The 15,146-nt window shown below is 42.4% G+C and carries 16 protein-coding genes; 15 read left to right on the forward strand and 1 reads right to left on the reverse strand.

Annotated features, from left to right (window positions below; genetic code table 11):
• Positions 1–257 precede the first annotated feature (257 nt).
• The 7 genes from AXK38_03430 (at position 258) to AXK38_03460 (ending at position 6,150) form a co-directional block, all read left to right on the forward strand.
• A complete protein-coding gene (locus AXK38_03430) occupies positions 258–1,136 on the forward strand; it encodes a phosphate-binding protein (protein AMH88359.1) in 879 nt (292 codons plus the stop codon).
• Positions 1,136–2,053: a phosphate ABC transporter permease gene (locus AXK38_03435; GenBank protein ID AMH88360.1), complete on the forward strand. Its 918-nt coding sequence runs from the start codon at positions 1,136–1,138 to the stop codon at positions 2,051–2,053. Before AXK38_03430 ends, AXK38_03435 begins: the two co-directional genes overlap by 1 nt.
• A complete protein-coding gene (locus tag AXK38_03440; GenBank protein AMH88361.1) occupies positions 2,043–2,927 on the forward strand; it encodes a phosphate ABC transporter permease in 885 nt (294 codons plus the stop codon). The genes AXK38_03435 and AXK38_03440 overlap by 11 nt, the downstream gene beginning before the upstream one ends.
• Positions 2,928–2,937: 10 nt before the next feature.
• Positions 2,938–3,741 (forward strand): phosphate ABC transporter ATP-binding protein, encoded by an 804-nt coding sequence (locus AXK38_03445; protein AMH88362.1) that lies wholly within the window; start codon positions 2,938–2,940, stop codon positions 3,739–3,741.
• A 12-nt stretch (positions 3,742–3,753) separates the two neighbouring features.
• Positions 3,754–4,512, forward strand: coding sequence for a phosphate ABC transporter ATP-binding protein (locus AXK38_03450; GenBank protein ID AMH88363.1), 759 nt, complete (start codon positions 3,754–3,756; stop codon positions 4,510–4,512).
• Positions 4,513–4,523: 11 nt separating this feature from the next.
• Positions 4,524–5,177: a PhoU family transcriptional regulator gene (locus AXK38_03455; protein ID AMH88364.1), complete on the forward strand. Its 654-nt coding sequence runs from the start codon at positions 4,524–4,526 to the stop codon at positions 5,175–5,177.
• A 157-nt stretch (positions 5,178–5,334) separates the two neighbouring features.
• Complete coding sequence (locus AXK38_03460; GenBank protein ID AMH88365.1) at positions 5,335–6,150, forward strand: amino acid ABC transporter substrate-binding protein; 816 nt, start codon at positions 5,335–5,337, stop codon at positions 6,148–6,150.
• 20 nt (positions 6,151–6,170) lie between these two features.
• Here the strand turns inward: AXK38_03460 and AXK38_03465 are convergent, their stop codons facing one another.
• Positions 6,171–7,442, reverse strand: coding sequence for a GntR family transcriptional regulator (locus tag AXK38_03465; GenBank protein ID AMH88366.1), 1,272 nt, complete (start codon positions 7,440–7,442; stop codon positions 6,171–6,173).
• 141 nt (positions 7,443–7,583) lie between these two features.
• Between AXK38_03465 and AXK38_03470 the strand changes: the two genes are divergently transcribed.
• The 8 genes from AXK38_03470 to AXK38_03505 all read left to right on the forward strand — a co-directional run bounded on the left by AXK38_03470 (position 7,584) and on the right by AXK38_03505 (position 15,143).
• Positions 7,584–8,315: an alpha-acetolactate decarboxylase gene (locus AXK38_03470; GenBank protein AMH88367.1), complete on the forward strand. Its 732-nt coding sequence runs from the start codon at positions 7,584–7,586 to the stop codon at positions 8,313–8,315.
• A gap of 9 nt (positions 8,316–8,324) precedes the next feature.
• Complete coding sequence (locus AXK38_03475; protein AMH88368.1) at positions 8,325–9,077, forward strand: hypothetical protein; 753 nt, start codon at positions 8,325–8,327, stop codon at positions 9,075–9,077.
• Positions 9,078–9,189: 112 nt separating this feature from the next.
• On the forward strand, positions 9,190–10,095 hold the full coding sequence (murB, locus tag AXK38_03480; protein AMH88369.1) for a UDP-N-acetylenolpyruvoylglucosamine reductase: 906 nt from the start codon (positions 9,190–9,192) through the stop codon (positions 10,093–10,095).
• Between the two features lie 159 nt (positions 10,096–10,254).
• The gene (locus AXK38_03485) at positions 10,255–11,412 is read left to right on the forward strand and encodes a spermidine/putrescine ABC transporter ATP-binding protein (protein AMH88370.1); all 1,158 of its coding nucleotides are present in this window, start codon (positions 10,255–10,257) and stop codon (positions 11,410–11,412) included.
• Positions 11,393–12,199, forward strand: a complete 807-nt coding sequence (locus AXK38_03490; protein AMH88371.1) for a spermidine/putrescine ABC transporter permease — start codon at positions 11,393–11,395, stop codon at positions 12,197–12,199. Before AXK38_03485 ends, AXK38_03490 begins: the two co-directional genes overlap by 20 nt.
• Positions 12,196–12,969 carry a spermidine/putrescine ABC transporter permease gene (locus AXK38_03495; protein AMH88372.1) on the forward strand — a complete coding sequence of 258 codons (774 nt, stop codon included), beginning with the start codon at positions 12,196–12,198 and terminating at the stop codon, positions 12,967–12,969. Before AXK38_03490 ends, AXK38_03495 begins: the two co-directional genes overlap by 4 nt.
• The gene (locus tag AXK38_03500) at positions 12,966–14,036 is read left to right on the forward strand and encodes a spermidine/putrescine ABC transporter substrate-binding protein (protein AMH88373.1); all 1,071 of its coding nucleotides are present in this window, start codon (positions 12,966–12,968) and stop codon (positions 14,034–14,036) included. The genes AXK38_03495 and AXK38_03500 overlap by 4 nt, the downstream gene beginning before the upstream one ends.
• A gap of 204 nt (positions 14,037–14,240) precedes the next feature.
• Positions 14,241–15,143 carry a hypothetical protein gene (locus AXK38_03505; GenBank protein AMH88374.1) on the forward strand — a complete coding sequence of 301 codons (903 nt, stop codon included), beginning with the start codon at positions 14,241–14,243 and terminating at the stop codon, positions 15,141–15,143.
• Positions 15,144–15,146: the final 3 nt, after the last annotated feature.

Below are 15,146 nucleotides of genomic sequence, written 5' to 3' on the forward strand. Positions count from 1 at the left end.
TTAAGTCAAAATTGGTGGAGAAGGTAACTAAGCAAATTTCTAGTTAAACCAAGCTAATACTCTTCGAAAATCAAATTCAAACCGCGTCAACGTCGCCTTGCCGTACTCAAGTACAGCCTGCGGCTAGTTTCCTAGTTTGCTCTTTGATTTTCATTGAGTATAAGAACTTCAGTTGGCTCCCAATTTTCAAAAGAAAAACATAAATAAATAGTTGAAAAAATTCACAGCATTCACCATTATTTTCAAGGAGAAAAACAGTGAAAAAAAGGAAAAAACTCGCTCTATCCCTTGCGGCTCTTTTGCTGGCAGGTTCTTTGGCGGGATGTGCTAGCTGGATTGATCGTGGGGAATCCATGACAGCTGTTGGTTCAACGGCTCTTCAGCCCTTGGTCGAAGCAGCAGCAGATGAATTCGGCTCTTTGCACGTTGGAAAAACAGTCAACGTCCAAGGTGGAGGATCTGGTACAGGTCTGTCTCAGGTTCAATCTGGAGCCGTTGATGTAGGAAATTCAGACGTATTTGCCGAGGAAAAAGACGGTATCAACGCCTCTGCTCTAGTGGACCACAAGGTTGCTGTAGCAGGTTTGGCGGTGATTGTGAACAAGGAAGTTGACGTTGAGAATCTGACAACTGAACAACTCCGTAGCATCTTTACAGGTCAAGTAACCAACTGGAAAGAGGTCGGTGGCAAAGACCTAGCCATTTCTATTATCAATCGTGCGGCAAGTTCTGGTTCGCGTGCAACCTTTGATAGTGTTGTCATGGATGGCCAATCTGCCATTCAGAGTCAAGAACAGGATTCAAATGGGATGGTCAAAAACATTGTTTCCCAGACACCAGGAGCCATTTCTTACCTAGCTTTTGCTTATGTGGATGACTCAGTTAAACGCATGAAGTTGAACGGCTATGAGCCGATTGCAGAAAATGTTACAACCAATAACTGGCCCTTGTGGTCTTATGAACACATGTACACCCTAGGTCAACCAAATAAATTGGTGGCAGAATTCCTCAACTTTGTTCTCTCTGATGAAGCGCAAAGCGGAATCGTTAAGGGGATGGGTTATATTTCTGTTAAGGAAATGAAGGTTGAAAAAGATGCTGTAGGAACAGTGACAGCACTAGAAGGGAGTCACTAATGAATCAAGAAGAATTAGCTAAAAAATTACTTTCTCCCTCAAAGAACTCTCGTCTAGAGAAACTAGGAAAAGGCTTGACCTTTGCCTGTCTGTCTTTGATTGTTATCATTGTGGCCATGATTTTGATTTTCGTAGCCCAAAAAGGCTTGTCGACCTTCTTTGTCAATGGGGTCAATATCTTTGATTTCCTTTTTGGACAAACTTGGAATCCTTCAGGTAAACAATTTGGTGCCCTTCCCATGATTTTGGGTTCCTTTATTGTCACAATCCTATCAGCCCTTATCGCAACTCCTTTTGCCATCGGTGCGGCAGTCTTTATGACAGAAGTCTCACCAAAGGGTGCAAAAATCTTGCAACCAGCCATTGAATTGCTAGTTGGGATTCCTTCAGTCGTGTATGGATTTATCGGTTTGCAGGTCGTAGTTCCTTTTGTCCGTAGTGTCTTTGGTGGAACTGGTTTTGGAATTTTGTCAGGGATTTTCGTTCTCTTTGTCATGATTTTACCGACGGTAACCTTTATGACAACCGATAGCTTGCGTGCTGTACCTCGTCACTACCGCGAAGCTAGTTTGGCTATGGGGGCCACTCGTTGGCAAACCATCTGGCGCGTGACCTTGAAGGCAGCGCGTTCAGGGATTTTCACCGCAGTGGTCTTTGGGATGGCGCGTGCCTTTGGTGAGGCCTTGGCCATTCAGATGGTGGTCGGAAACTCAGCCGTTGTCCCGACTTCACTAACAACACCTGCTGCGACCTTAACCTCTGTCTTGACCATGGGTATCGGAAATACCGTTATGGGAACCGTTGACAATAACGTTCTCTGGTCACTGGCCTTAGTCTTGCTTTTGATGAGTTTGGCCTTCAACAGTGTGATTAAATTGATTACGAAAGAAAGAGGAAAGAAAAACTATGCACGCTAAGAAATTAGATAAAATTGCAACAGCTGTCCTCTACTCGATTGCAGGAATTATCGTTGCCATCTTGGCATCCTTGATTCTCTATATCTTGGTTCGTGGTTTGCCCCACATCTCTTGGTCTTTCTTGACTGGCAAATCATCTTCTTACCAAGCAGGTGGGGGGATTGGAATTCAGCTCTATAATTCCTTCTTCCTTCTAGTCATCACCTTGATTATCTCTGTACCCTTGTCTATGGGAGCTGGGATTTTTCTAGCTGAATATGCCAAAAAAGGTCCTGTGACAAATTTTGTCAGAACCTGTATTGAGATTTTGTCTTCATTGCCATCTGTGGTTGTTGGTCTCTTTGGTTACTTAATTTTTGTAGTTCAGTTTGAGTATGGATTTTCAATCATTTCAGGTGCCTTGGCCTTGACAGTCTTTAACTTGCCTCAAATGACTCGAAATGTTGAGGACAGTTTGAAACACGTTCACCATACGCAACGTGAGGCTGGCTTGGCTCTAGGAATTTCTCGTTGGGAGACTGTGGTCCATGTGGTCATTCCAGAAGCCCTTCCAGGTATTGTGACTGGGGTCGTCTTAGCTTCTGGTCGTATCTTTGGTGAGGCAGCAGCTCTTATTTATACAGCAGGACAATCTGCTCCAGCCCTTGACTGGTCTAACTGGAATATTCTCAGTGTGACGAGCCCAATCTCTATCTTCCGTCAAGCAGAAACCTTGGCTGTCCACATCTGGAAAGTCAATAGCGAAGGAACTATTCCTGATGGGACCATTGTGTCAGCAGGTTCTGCTGCCGTGCTCCTCATCTTTATCCTCATCTTTAACTTTGGAGCCCGTAAACTCGGAAGCTACCTACATAAGAAATTAACCGCTGCCTAAAGGAGAAGCCATGTCAAAATATAATTGGGATGAAAAGCATATCATCACCTTTCCTGAAGAGAAAGTGGCCCTCTCTACTAAGGATTTACATGTTTACTACGGTAAAAAAGAATCCATCAAGGGCATCGATATGCAATTTGAAAAAAATAAAATCACAGCCTTAATTGGCCCATCTGGATCAGGAAAATCAACCTACCTCCGCAGCCTCAATCGGATGAATGATACGATTGATATTGCCAAGGTAACAGGTCAAATCCTCTATCAAGGAATTGACGTTAACCGTCCAGAAATCAATGTTTATGAGATGCGTAAGCACATCGGGATGGTCTTCCAACGACCAAATCCCTTTGCCAAGTCTATTTACCGCAATATCACTTTTGCTCATGAACGTGCAGGAGTTAAGGACAAGCAAGTCTTGGATGAAATTGTGGAAACTTCTCTTCGTCAGACTGCCCTTTGGGACCAGGTCAAAGACGATTTGCATAAGTCAGCCTTGACGCTATCAGGTGGTCAGCAGCAACGTCTCTGTATCGCTCGTGCCATTTCTGTTAAACCAGATATCCTTTTGATGGATGAGCCTGCGTCAGCTTTGGATCCCATTGCGACAGCCCAGCTGGAAGAAACTATGCTGGAATTGAAGAAGGACTTCACCATCATCATTGTGACCCACAGTATGCAACAGGCTGCACGTGCTAGTGATTATACAGGATTTTTCTACTTGGGTGACTTGATTGAGTATGATAAGACGTCTAATATTTTCCAAAATGCCAAACTACAGTCAACCAATGACTACGTAACAGGACACTTTGGATAGAAAGGAAACAGTATGACAGAAGCGATTTTACAGGTGTCAGACCTGTCCGTTTACTACAATCAAAAGAAGGCCTTGAATAGTGTTTCCCTATCTTTCCAACCTAAGGAAATTACAGCCTTGATTGGTCCATCTGGATCAGGGAAGTCAACCCTCCTCAAGGCTATCAACCGCATGGGTGATCTCAATCCAGAGGTGACAACAACGGGATCAGTAGTCTATAATGGTCACAATATCTACAGCCCCCGCACCGATACGGTTGAATTGCGTAAGGAAATCGGTATGGTTTTCCAACAACCAAACCCTTTCCCAATGTCTATCTACGAAAATGTTGTCTACGGGCTTCGTATCAATGGAGTGAAGGACAAGCAAGTTCTGGATGAAGCTGTGGAAAAAGCCTTGCAACGAGCTTCTATCTGGGATGAAGTTAAGGACCGCCTTCATGATTCAGCTATTGGCCTTTCAGGTGGACAACAGCAACGTGTCTGTGTTGCCCGCGTCTTGGCAACCAGTCCTAAAATCATTCTCTTGGATGAACCTACTTCAGCCTTGGATCCTATCTCTGCTGGGAAGATTGAGGAAACCTTGTATGGGCTAAAAGATAAATACACCATGCTCTTGGTTACGCGTTCCATGCAACAAGCTTCTCGTATCTCTGACAAGACAGGATTTTTCCTAGATGGAGATTTGATTGAGTTTAATGATACCAAGAAGATGTTCCTCAACCCACAACACAAGGAAACAGAAGATTATATTTCAGGAAAATTTGGATAAGGAGATAAATGATGTTACGTTCTCAATTTGAAGAAGATTTGGAGAAATTGCACAACCAGTTCTATGCTATGGGACAGGAAGTGCTATCCCAAATCAATCGTACAGTGCGTGCCTTTGTTACGCATGACCGTGATTTGGCCAAGGAAGTCATCGAAGACGATGCAGAAGTAAACGAATACGAAGTGAAGTTGGAGAAGAAATCATTTGAAATGATTGCCCTTCAACAACCCGTTTCTCAAGACTTGCGTACCGTTCTAACCGTCTTGAAAGCTGTATCTGACTTGGAACGTATGGGTGACCATGCTGTTTCTATTGCTAAAGCAGCAATTCGCATGAAGGGGGAACAACGTATCCCTGCTGTTGAAGAAGAAATCAAGAGAATGGGTCGCGATGTCAAGAACTTCGTCGAAGCAGTCCTGGAACTCTATCTCAATGGTTCAGTTGATCAGGCCTATGAAGTAGCAGCTATGGACGAAAAAATCAACCATTACTTTGATAGCATTCGTGAGTTGGCTACAGAAGAAATCAAGAAAAATCCAGATGCCATCGTTACAGGTCGTGATTATTTCCAAGTGATTGCTTTCTTGGAACGCATTGGAGACTATGCCAAGAATATCTGTGAATGGGTTGTTTACTTTGAAACAGGTAAGATTGTCGAACTATAAAATAGGTTCATTCTGTATAAAAAGGAGCTTGAAATCAACTGATAGCTCCTTTTATTGAATGAAAAAAATATTTTTAAGATAAAAATTCAAAAAATGCTTGACAAGTATCTTGGATAGCGTTATAATTATACAAAATTAACAGAGAGGTTGTTTATTTATGAAATCAAAAAAATGGATATTTGTTTTATGTAGTTTTATTGCAAGTTTTTTCTTAGTAGCTTGCCAGTCGGGTTCTAATGGTTCTCAGTCAGCTGTTGAGGCCATTAAGCAAAAGGGGAAATTGGTTGTAGCGACTAGTCCTGACTATGCACCTTTTGAATTCCAAGCCTTGGTTGACGGAAAAAATCAGGTTGTTGGTGCGGATATTGACATGGCCCAAGCTATCGCTGATGAACTTGGGGTTAAGTTGGAAATCTCAAGCATGAGTTTTGACAATGTTTTGACCAGTCTTCAAACTGGTAAGGCTGACCTAGCAGTTGCGGGAATTAGCGCTACTGACGAGAGAAAAGAAGTCTTTGACTTTTCAATTCCTTACTATGAAAACAAGATTAGTTTCTTGGTTCGTAAGGCTGATGTAGAAAAATACAAGGATTTAACTAGCCTAGAAAGTGCCAATATTGCAGCGCAAAAAGGGACTGTTCCAGAGTCTATGGTCAAGGAACAATTGCCAAAAGCTCAATTGACTTCCCTAACCAATATGGGTGAAGCTGTCAATGAATTGCAGGCTGGAAAAGTAGATGCTGTTCATATGGATGAGCCTGTTGCTCTTAGCTATGCTGCTAAAAACGCCGACCTAGCTGTCGCAACTGTCAGCTTGAAGATGAAGGATGGCGAAGCCAATGCCGTTGCCCTTAGAAAAAATAGTGCTGATTTGAAAGAAGTGGTGGACAAGATCATCCAAAAACTCAAGGATGATGGTACTTACCAAAAATATCTTGAAAAAGCGGCAACTCTAACAGAAGTTGAGCAATAAGAAAAAAGCAGAGTTGGAAGTCATTCCAATTCTGCTTTTAAATAGTTTAAAACATTTTCCAGATTGTCTAAGGACACCTTGGTAAATTGATAAGGGCAGGTATCCAAGTAAGCCTCCTCAAAGAAGTCCAAGCCCAGTTGGCTGTGTTTGAGACTGGCAATTTTAGGGTACGGTCTCAGGTCTAGCAATAAACCATCGTGTAGAGGGAAATGAGGAAGGGGGCAAGTCAATTTAGCTAACCTTTCCTCGATTTGCTTCTGGTAAGCTTCCTGATTGGCCAAGCGAGCTAGACGATTTTTTTCAAACAATTGACTGTCAATATAGAGTGACAGGGCCTTTTGCATGATGAGGTTGCTGTCGTAGTCTAGGATATTTTTGTAGGCTACAAAGGCTTCCTTGATAGCATTTGGCAGAATGAGTGCCGTTATCCGCAGGGCTGGAAAGAGGCTGGTTGAGAAGGACTTGATGTAAATGACCCGCTCCTCTGTATCCAGATAGTGGAAGGTCTGGCCCTTCTTGGAGTCCAAATCTCCCAAATAATCGTCCTCTACGATATAAACACCATACTTGGCTGCTAAGTCAAGAATGGCTCGTTTGTCCTGCTCAGAATAGGAATGCCCCAGAGGATAGTGAAAACGAGGAATGGTGTAGAAAAGTTTAATTTTTCCTGTTTTGAAGTGACCTTCCAGCTCCTCCAAGTCAATCCCTTCAATGCCTCGTTCAATCGTTTGATAGTCCAAGCCTTGAGCAATCAAGAGGCGATTCATCCGATGGTAGGTCGGTTGTTCTACCAAGATTTCCTTGGCTTGGCTAGGAAAGGATATTTGAGAGAGGATAAACAAGGCTTGTTGGGTTCCAGAAGTCAGTACTAGTTGGTCAGTCTTGCAGTAGAGGGCTTGGTCAAAGAGGAGTTTATGAATGGACTGTCTCAGGTCTTCTAAACCTTCTTGGTTATCATAGTAGTTAAAGAGGTAGTTTTCTCGGCCAATCAAGGTTTCATTGACACAGAGTCGGAAATCATCATAGGCGCTGGCATGTTCGTCCGTAACCTCGATTTCTAGGTCCTGGTGTTGCCCTTGTTCTAGGACATAGTAGCCACTTTGGGGCTTGGCATAAAGGTATTGTTCGTGCCGTAATTCCAACAAGGCTCGCTGAATGGTGTCCTTGCTACAGTGGAAGTCAAGGCTTAGTTGACGGATAGAAGGCAGGCGGCTTCCCGTCGGAAAGCGTCCAGACTCGATACTATTTTTCAGATAGGAAACGACCTCTTGGTACTTACTTTGTTTCTTCATTCCAGACCTCCCTTGATTTTGTTACATTGTACCTTTTTTTTTCCTTCTTGGCAATGTTTAGAGTGTTTCTCTCGTTCACATCTAGGGGCAAATGTGGTATACTTAGGAGTAAGATTTATAGAATAACAGACAAGAAAGTGAATGGATAAGAACGTGCAGGAACCAGTGAAATTATTTCAATACAATACCCTTGGAGCCTTGATGGCCGGCCTTTATGGTGGTACCATGACAGTGGGAGAATTGCTAGAGCATGGTGATCTTGGCTTGGGAACCTTGGATTCTATTGATGGAGAATTGATTGTCTTGGATGGAAAGGCTTATCAGGCCAAGGGGTCAGGAGAGCAACCAGAAATTGTGGAAGTGTCACCAGATGCCCTTATTCCTTACGCTGCAGTGGTACCGCATCAGGCAGAGGTCATTTTCCGCCAGCGCTTTGAGATGACAGACAAGGAATTGGAAGAGCGAATCGAGTCTTATTATGATGGGGAAAATCTTTTCCGCTCTATCAAGATTCGGGGGGAATTTTCACATATGCATGTGCGCATGATTCCTAAGTCGACACCAGATACCAAGTTTGCTGATGTCGCAACCCATCAACCGGAATATAGTCGTGACAATGTGGTGGGAACCATCGTTGGTTTCTGGACGCCAGAGATTTTCCATGGAGTCAGTGTGGCAGGCTACCATCTGCACTTCATCTCAGATGATTTGACTTTCGGTGGACATGTCATGGACTTTGTTATCAAGGAAGGCATTATCGAGGTGGGAGCAGTTGATCAGTTGGATCAACGTTTCCCAGTCCAAGATCGTCAATACTTGTTTGCTAAGTTCAATGTTGACGAGATGAGAAAAGATATTGAAAAGGCAGAATAGGAGAAGAAAATGACCACTCATATTATCATTACCATGGTGCTATTACTAGCTTTCTTGCTAGGAAGTATTTGGTATGCAAAAAAGAAATACCAGATTAATCTAGCTGTCTTGGGCTTGGGGGCTGTTGCCTTCTTTGTCTCTTCACAGATTTTAGAAAAACTGGTGCATATCTTGGTTTTGCATCCTCAAAAAGACGGCAGTATTGCCCTCTTGCAAGACCATCCGCTTGTCTATATCCTCTATGGACTAGCCATGGCAGCATTTTTTGAGGAAACTGCTCGCCTTATTTTCTTTAAATGGTTGGAGAAAAAGAGAAGTTTGGAAAAGGCAGATGCCTTGGCTTATGGATTGGGGCATGGTGGCTTGGAATTGATTTTCCTGGGTCTTACTAGTTTGATTAATCTTTACATCGTGCTTTCGGCAGTTCAAACGCAAAATCCACAGGTCATGCAATTGCTGTCTGAAAATATGTTGAAAACTATTCAGTCGCTATCAGTCTGGCAGATTTATTTGCTTGGATTTGAACGGATTTTGGCTCTAGGATTCCAATTGCTGTTGACTGTTTGGGTTTACCAAGCTGTTCGCCAGAAGAAATGGATTTATCTTCTAGCAGCCTATGGGCTACATGCCTTCTTTGACCTGGCTCCATCTCTAGCCCAAATTGGCTGGTTGACAAATCCAGTCTTGGTTGAAGTGATCCTAGCACTTGAGCTCGTTCTGGTTGCCTATGGAACCAAGGCAATCTTTTGTAAAAAATCATAAGAAAAGAGGGAAACCTCTTTTTTTGTGCAAAATCCAAACAAGGTATTTTTATGGTCGTCAAATGTCTCTAAAAATGGTATAATGGGATGAATTTTGTAAAAGGAAGAGTGACATGTCTGTAAGAGAAAAAATGCTTGAAATCTTAGAAGGAATTGATATCCGTTTTAAGGAACCCTTGCATAGCTATAGTTATACAAAAGTAGGTGGAGAGGCTGATTATCTGGTCTTTCCACGAAATCGTTTTGAGTTGGCGCGCGTTGTTAAATTTGCCAATCAAGAAAATATCCCTTGGATGGTTCTTGGAAATGCCAGCAACATCATCGTTCGCGATGGTGGAATTCGTGGATTTGTCATCTTGTGTGACAAGCTCAATAATGTTTCGGTTGATGGCTATACCATCGAAGCAGAAGCTGGTGCCAACTTGATTGAAACAACTCGCATTGCCCTGCGCCATAGTTTGACTGGTTTTGAGTTTGCTTGTGGCATTCCTGGGAGTGTTGGTGGAGCTGTCTTTATGAATGCGGGTGCCTATGGTGGCGAGATTGCCCACATCTTGCAGTCTTGTAAGGTTTTGACCAAGGATGGAGAAATCGAGACTCTGTCTGCCAAGGACTTGGCTTTTGGTTACCGCCATTCAGCTATTCAGGAGTCTGGTGCAGTTGTCTTGTCAGCTAAATTTGCCCTAGCTCCAGGAAACCATCAGGTCATCAAGCAAGAAATGGAACGCTTGACGCATCTACGTGAACTTAAACAACCTTTAGAATACCCATCTTGTGGTTCGGTCTTTAAACGTCCAGTAGGGCATTTTGCAGGTCAATTAATTTCAGAAGCCGGCTTGAAAGGCTATCGTATCGGTGGTGTAGAAGTGTCTGAAAAGCACGCAGGATTTATGATCAATGTCGCAGACGGAACGGCCAAAGACTACGAGGACTTGATTGAGTCTGTGATTGAAAAAGTCAAGGAGCACTCAGGTGTTACACTTGAGAGAGAAGTTCGTATCTTGGGTGAAAGCAAGTAGGAAGCTGTAGTTGAAAAGCTGCTGCTATGTCATGGAAAGGGGGTGAAAGCCTATCGGTAGCGAAGATGTATGCAGGTGGTTTTACTCCCTGCAAGAGGTAGTGGCAGCCTGACAGAGCCCTGATCTGTTAATCTATGAAAAAGAAGGAATTTATGCCAATTGAAAAAACCAATTATCGAATTCAAAAACGTCTCTAAAGTTTTTGAAGACAGCAACACCAAGGTTCTCAAAGACATCAACTTTGAGTTGGAAGAAGGGAAGTTTTACACCCTTTTAGGAGCATCTGGTTCAGGGAAATCAACTATCCTAAATATTATTGCAGGTTTACTGGATGCGACGACAGGAGATATCATGCTAGACGGTGTCCGTATCAATGATATCCCAACCAACAAGCGAGACGTCCATACGGTCTTCCAATCTTATGCCTTGTTCCCACATATGAATGTGTTTGAAAATGTTGCCTTTCCGCTCCGCTTGCGTAAAATTGATAAGAAAGAAATCGAGCAGCGTGTAGCAGAAGTTCTCAAGATGGTTCAGTTGGAAGGTTATGAAAAACGTTCCATCCGTAAACTCTCTGGAGGACAACGTCAGCGTGTGGCTATTGCCCGTGCCATCATCAACCAACCCCGTGTGGTTTTGTTGGATGAGCCCTTATCAGCGCTGGACTTGAAATTAAGAACAGACATGCAGTACGAACTCCGTGAACTGCAACAACGATTGGGCATTACCTTCGTCTTTGTCACCCACGATCAGGAAGAAGCTCTTGCCATGAGTGACTGGATTTTCGTTATGAATGATGGCGAGATTGTCCAGTCTGGAACACCTGTGGATATCTATGATGAGCCAATCAACCACTTTGTTGCCACCTTTATTGGTGAGTCAAACATCTTGCCAGGTACCATGATTGAGGACTACTTGGTTGAGTTTAACGGCAAACGCTTTGAAGCGGTCGATGGTGGGATGAAGCCAAATGAACCAGTCGAAGTCGTCATTCGTCCAGAAGACTTGCGCATTACTCTTCCTGAAGAAGGCAAGCTCCAAGTTAAGGTTGATACTCAGCTCTTCCGTGGGGTTCACTATGAGATTATCGCCTATGACGAACTAGGAAATGAATGGATGATTCACTCGACTCGTAAGGCCATCGTGGGTGAGGAAATCGGTCTGGACTTTGAACCAGAAGACATCCACATCATGCGTCTCAACGAAACCGAAGAAGAGTTTGATGCCCGTATCGAAGAGTACGTGGAAATCGAAGAGCAAGAAGCAGGTCTGATCAATGCAATCGAGGAGGAAAGAGATGAAGAAAACAAGCTCTAAACTCTTTGTAGTGCCCTACATGCTCTGGATTGCCCTCTTTGTGTTGGCACCCTTGGTCTTGATTTTTGGTCAATCCTTTTTCAACATCGAAGGACAGTTCAGTTTAGAAAATTATAAATCTTACTTTGCGTCACAAAACTTGACCTATCTCAAAATGAGTTTCAACTCTGTGCTTTATGCAGGAATTGTGACCTTTGTAACCCTCCTTATCAGCTATCCAACAGCCCTCTTTTTGACCCGCCTCAAGCACCGTCAACTCTGGCTCATGCTGATTATTCTGCCAACTTGGATCAATTTGCTCCTCAAGGCCTACGCCTTTATCGGGATTTTTGGTCAGAATGGCTCTATTAACCAATTCTTGGAATTTATCGGAATCGGTTCGCAGCAGTTGCTCTTTACTGATTTCTCCTTTATCTTTGTCGCAAGCTATATCGAGCTTCCCTTTATGATTTTGCCGATTTTTAATGTCTTGGACGATATGGATAACAACCTCATCAATGCCAGCTATGACCTCGGTGCGACCAAGTGGGAAACCTTCCGCCATGTCATCTTTCCTCTATCGATGAATGGTGTGCGAAGTGGGGTTCAGTCGGTCTTTATCCCTAGTTTGAGCCTCTTCATGCTGACACGTTTGATTGGTGGTAACCGCGTTATCACGCTGGGAACGGCTATTGAGCAAAACTTCCTGACCAATGACAACTATGGAATGGGTTCTACCATCGGTGTGATTCTTATCCTGACCATGTTCATCACCATGTGGGTGACTAAGGAAAGGAGAGAACGATGAAAAAATTTGCCAACCTTTATCTGGGACTGGTCTTTCTTGTCCTCTACCTGCCGATTTTTTACCTGATTGGCTATGCCTTTAATGCAGGCAACGACATGAATAGCTTTACAGGCTTTAGCTTGAGCCATTTTAAAACCATGTTTGGCGATGGTCGCCTCATGTTGATTGTGACTCAGACCTTTTTCTTGGCCTTTCTGTCAGCCTTGATAGCGACCATTATCGGGACTTTTGGTGCCATTTACATCTACCAGTCTCGTAAGAAATACCAGGAAGCCTTTCTATCACTCAATAATATCCTCATGGTTGCGCCTGACGTTATGATTGGTGCCAGCTTCTTGATTCTCTTTACCCAACTCAAGTTTTCACTTGGCTTTTTGACCGTTCTATCTAGTCACGTGGCCTTCTCTATTCCTATCGTGGTCTTGATGGTTTTGCCTCGTCTCAAGGAAATGAACGGCGACATGATTCATGCGGCCTATGACCTGGGAGCCAGTCAATTTCAGATGTTCAAGGAAATCATGCTTCCTTACCTGACTCCGTCTATCATTGCAGGTTATTTCATGGCTTTCACCTATTCGCTAGATGACTTTGCTGTGACCTTCTTTGTAACGGGAAATGGCTTTTCAACCCTGTCCGTCGAGATTTATTCTCGTGCTCGTAAGGGGATTTCGCTAGAAATCAATGCCCTTTCTGCCCTTGTCTTTCTCTTTAGTATTATCCTAGTGGTTGGATATTACTTTATCTCACGTGAGAAGGAGGAGCAAGCATGAAAAAACTCTATTCATTTTTAGCAGGAATTGCAGCGATTATCCTGGTCTTGTGGGGAATTGCGACGCATCTAGATAGTAAAATCAATAGCCGAGATAGTCAAAAACTGGTTATCTACAACTGGGGGGACTATATCGATCCAGAACTCTTGGAGCAATTCACAGAAGAAACAGGTATCCAAGTCCAGTACGAGACCTTTGACTCCAACGAAGCCATGTATACCAAGATCAAGCAGGGTGGAACGACCTACGACATTGCCATTCCTAGTGAATACATGATTAACAAGATGAAGGACGAAGACCTCTTGGTACCGCTTGACTATTCAAAACTTGAAGGTCTTGAAAATATCGGATCAGAGTTTCTCAACCAGTCCTTTGACCCAGGTAATAAATTCTCCATCCCTTACTTCTGGGGAACCTTAGGAATTGTCTACAATGAAACCATGGTAGATGAAGCGCCTGAGCATTGGGATGACCTTTGGAAGCCAGAGTATAAGAACTCTATCATGCTCTTTGATGGGGCGCGTGAGGTATTGGGACTCGGGCTTAACTCGCTTGGTTACAGCCTCAACTCCAAGGATCCCCAGCAGTTGGAAGAGACAGTGGATAAGCTCTACAAGTTGACTCCAAATATCAAGGCCATCGTTGCCGACGAGATGAAGGGCTACATGATTCAGAACAACGCTGCTATCGGCGTGACCTTCTCTGGTGAAGCCAGCCAAATGCTAGAAAAAAATGAAAATCTACGCTATGTGGTACCGACAGAGGCCAGCAACCTTTGGTTTGACAATATGGTCATTCCCAAAACAGTCAAAAACCAAGACGCAGCCTATGCATTTATCAACTTTATGTTGAAACCCGAAAATGCTCTTAAAAATGCAGAGTATGTTGGCTATTCAACACCAAACCTACCAGCTAAGGAATTGCTCCCAGAGGAGAAAAAAGAAGACAAGGCCTTCTATCCAGATGCTGAAACCATGAAACACCTAGAAGTTTATGAGAAATTTGACCATAAATGGACAGGAAAATATAGCGACCTCTTCCTACAATTTAAAATGTATCGGAAGTAGGAGTTAGCAGTCACGAAACGAATCAGTCAAGCTGGTTCGTTTTTTTGAATCAGATGGAAGTGTCAGTATGAAATTGAAAAATTCAATTCTTAATAAACTTTTGAAAAAATATTTAAGCTCTTGACCGTTATTAACACCTTCTGTATAATGATATAGGAGAGAGATTATGCAAAATTCTCCATATAAATAAAAGCGGAATACAATATAGAAAAGATATATTTGAAGGATATTTTTAGATTTAATGAGTTATTGTCACAATCGGAGTATAAAGGGTATCGTATTAAGTTACGATTTAACAAGAATTGGGATGATTATAGTTTTGTTGATGATTATATCAGTGGCTCTGAAGATTTTTTGCCATGGATTTTAAGTAATGGTTCAGATAAAAAAAGTCGAAATCGTAGAAACGAAATTCAGTTTCAATTTATAGAAGTGGAGTATCATAAATGGCTCTTTGTTGGTGCCTATCTTATAAAAGAAACGAATAGTCAGATAAAGCAAGTGACCTATGGGAAACATCATGTTAAGTTCGCTTTAGCTGAACGATTAAAAGAGTATGATAAGTTTATAGAAAAGGTTTTGGTTAATCATACTAATACAGGTCAATCATGGTTTTATGTTAATCCTAAAATAATTGAATCAGTTGTAGTAGAATCTGTAAGCAGTATTTCCTATTTTAATCAAACGTCTCATTTTCCAGGTTATGAAAATATCTCATTTTCTTATCAAGAATTAAAGAAAAATTGGGCAAATAGTTCTTGGAGACAATATCTATCAGCTGTTTATGGTGTTTATGTTATTACTGATGCTAAGACAGGAAAGCTCTATGTAGGTTCTGCTTATGGAGATAATGGGGTTTACGGAAGATGGTCTACGTACTTAAGTGAAGGCTATGATAAATCCGAAATGGAAGAAAATCGTTATCCGAATAAAAGATTATGTGAAATAGTCGAAAAATATGGAATCAGTTATATTAAAAAGTATTTTCAATATAGTTTATTAGAGATTTTTCCAAAGAATGAAGTTGGAAAGCAAAAGGCACTTCAACGTGAACGATATTGGAAGAAAGTATTAAAATCTAAAGAACATGGCTATAATGCCAATTAGGAG

Source organism: Streptococcus mitis (assembly GCA_001560895.1).
GTDB classification, from domain to species: Bacteria; Bacillota; Bacilli; order Lactobacillales; family Streptococcaceae; genus Streptococcus; species Streptococcus mitis_Q.

Excerpts from the sequence above, each read along its gene's own strand:
- AXK38_03460 (AMH88365.1), top strand. The coding sequence starts at position 5,335 with ATGAAATCAAAAAAATGGATATTTGTTTTATGTAGTTTTATTGCAAGT.
- AXK38_03490 (AMH88371.1), top strand. The coding sequence starts at position 11,393 with ATGAAGAAAACAAGCTCTAAACTCTTTGTAGTGCCCTACATGCTCTGG.
- murB (AMH88369.1), top strand. The coding sequence starts at position 9,190 with ATGTCTGTAAGAGAAAAAATGCTTGAAATCTTAGAAGGAATTGATATC.
- AXK38_03450 (AMH88363.1), top strand. The coding sequence starts at position 3,754 with ATGACAGAAGCGATTTTACAGGTGTCAGACCTGTCCGTTTACTACAAT.
- AXK38_03475 (AMH88368.1), top strand. The coding sequence starts at position 8,325 with ATGACCACTCATATTATCATTACCATGGTGCTATTACTAGCTTTCTTG.
- AXK38_03455 (AMH88364.1), top strand. The coding sequence starts at position 4,524 with ATGTTACGTTCTCAATTTGAAGAAGATTTGGAGAAATTGCACAACCAG.
- AXK38_03440 (AMH88361.1), top strand. The coding sequence starts at position 2,043 with ATGCACGCTAAGAAATTAGATAAAATTGCAACAGCTGTCCTCTACTCG.
- AXK38_03470 (AMH88367.1), top strand. The coding sequence starts at position 7,584 with ATGGATAAGAACGTGCAGGAACCAGTGAAATTATTTCAATACAATACC.
- AXK38_03495 (AMH88372.1), top strand. The coding sequence starts at position 12,196 with ATGAAAAAATTTGCCAACCTTTATCTGGGACTGGTCTTTCTTGTCCTC.
- AXK38_03435 (AMH88360.1), top strand. The coding sequence starts at position 1,136 with ATGAATCAAGAAGAATTAGCTAAAAAATTACTTTCTCCCTCAAAGAAC.
- AXK38_03465 (AMH88366.1), bottom strand. The coding sequence starts at position 7,442 with ATGAAGAAACAAAGTAAGTACCAAGAGGTCGTTTCCTATCTGAAAAAT.
- AXK38_03445 (AMH88362.1), top strand. The coding sequence starts at position 2,938 with ATGTCAAAATATAATTGGGATGAAAAGCATATCATCACCTTTCCTGAA.
- AXK38_03500 (AMH88373.1), top strand. The coding sequence starts at position 12,966 with ATGAAAAAACTCTATTCATTTTTAGCAGGAATTGCAGCGATTATCCTG.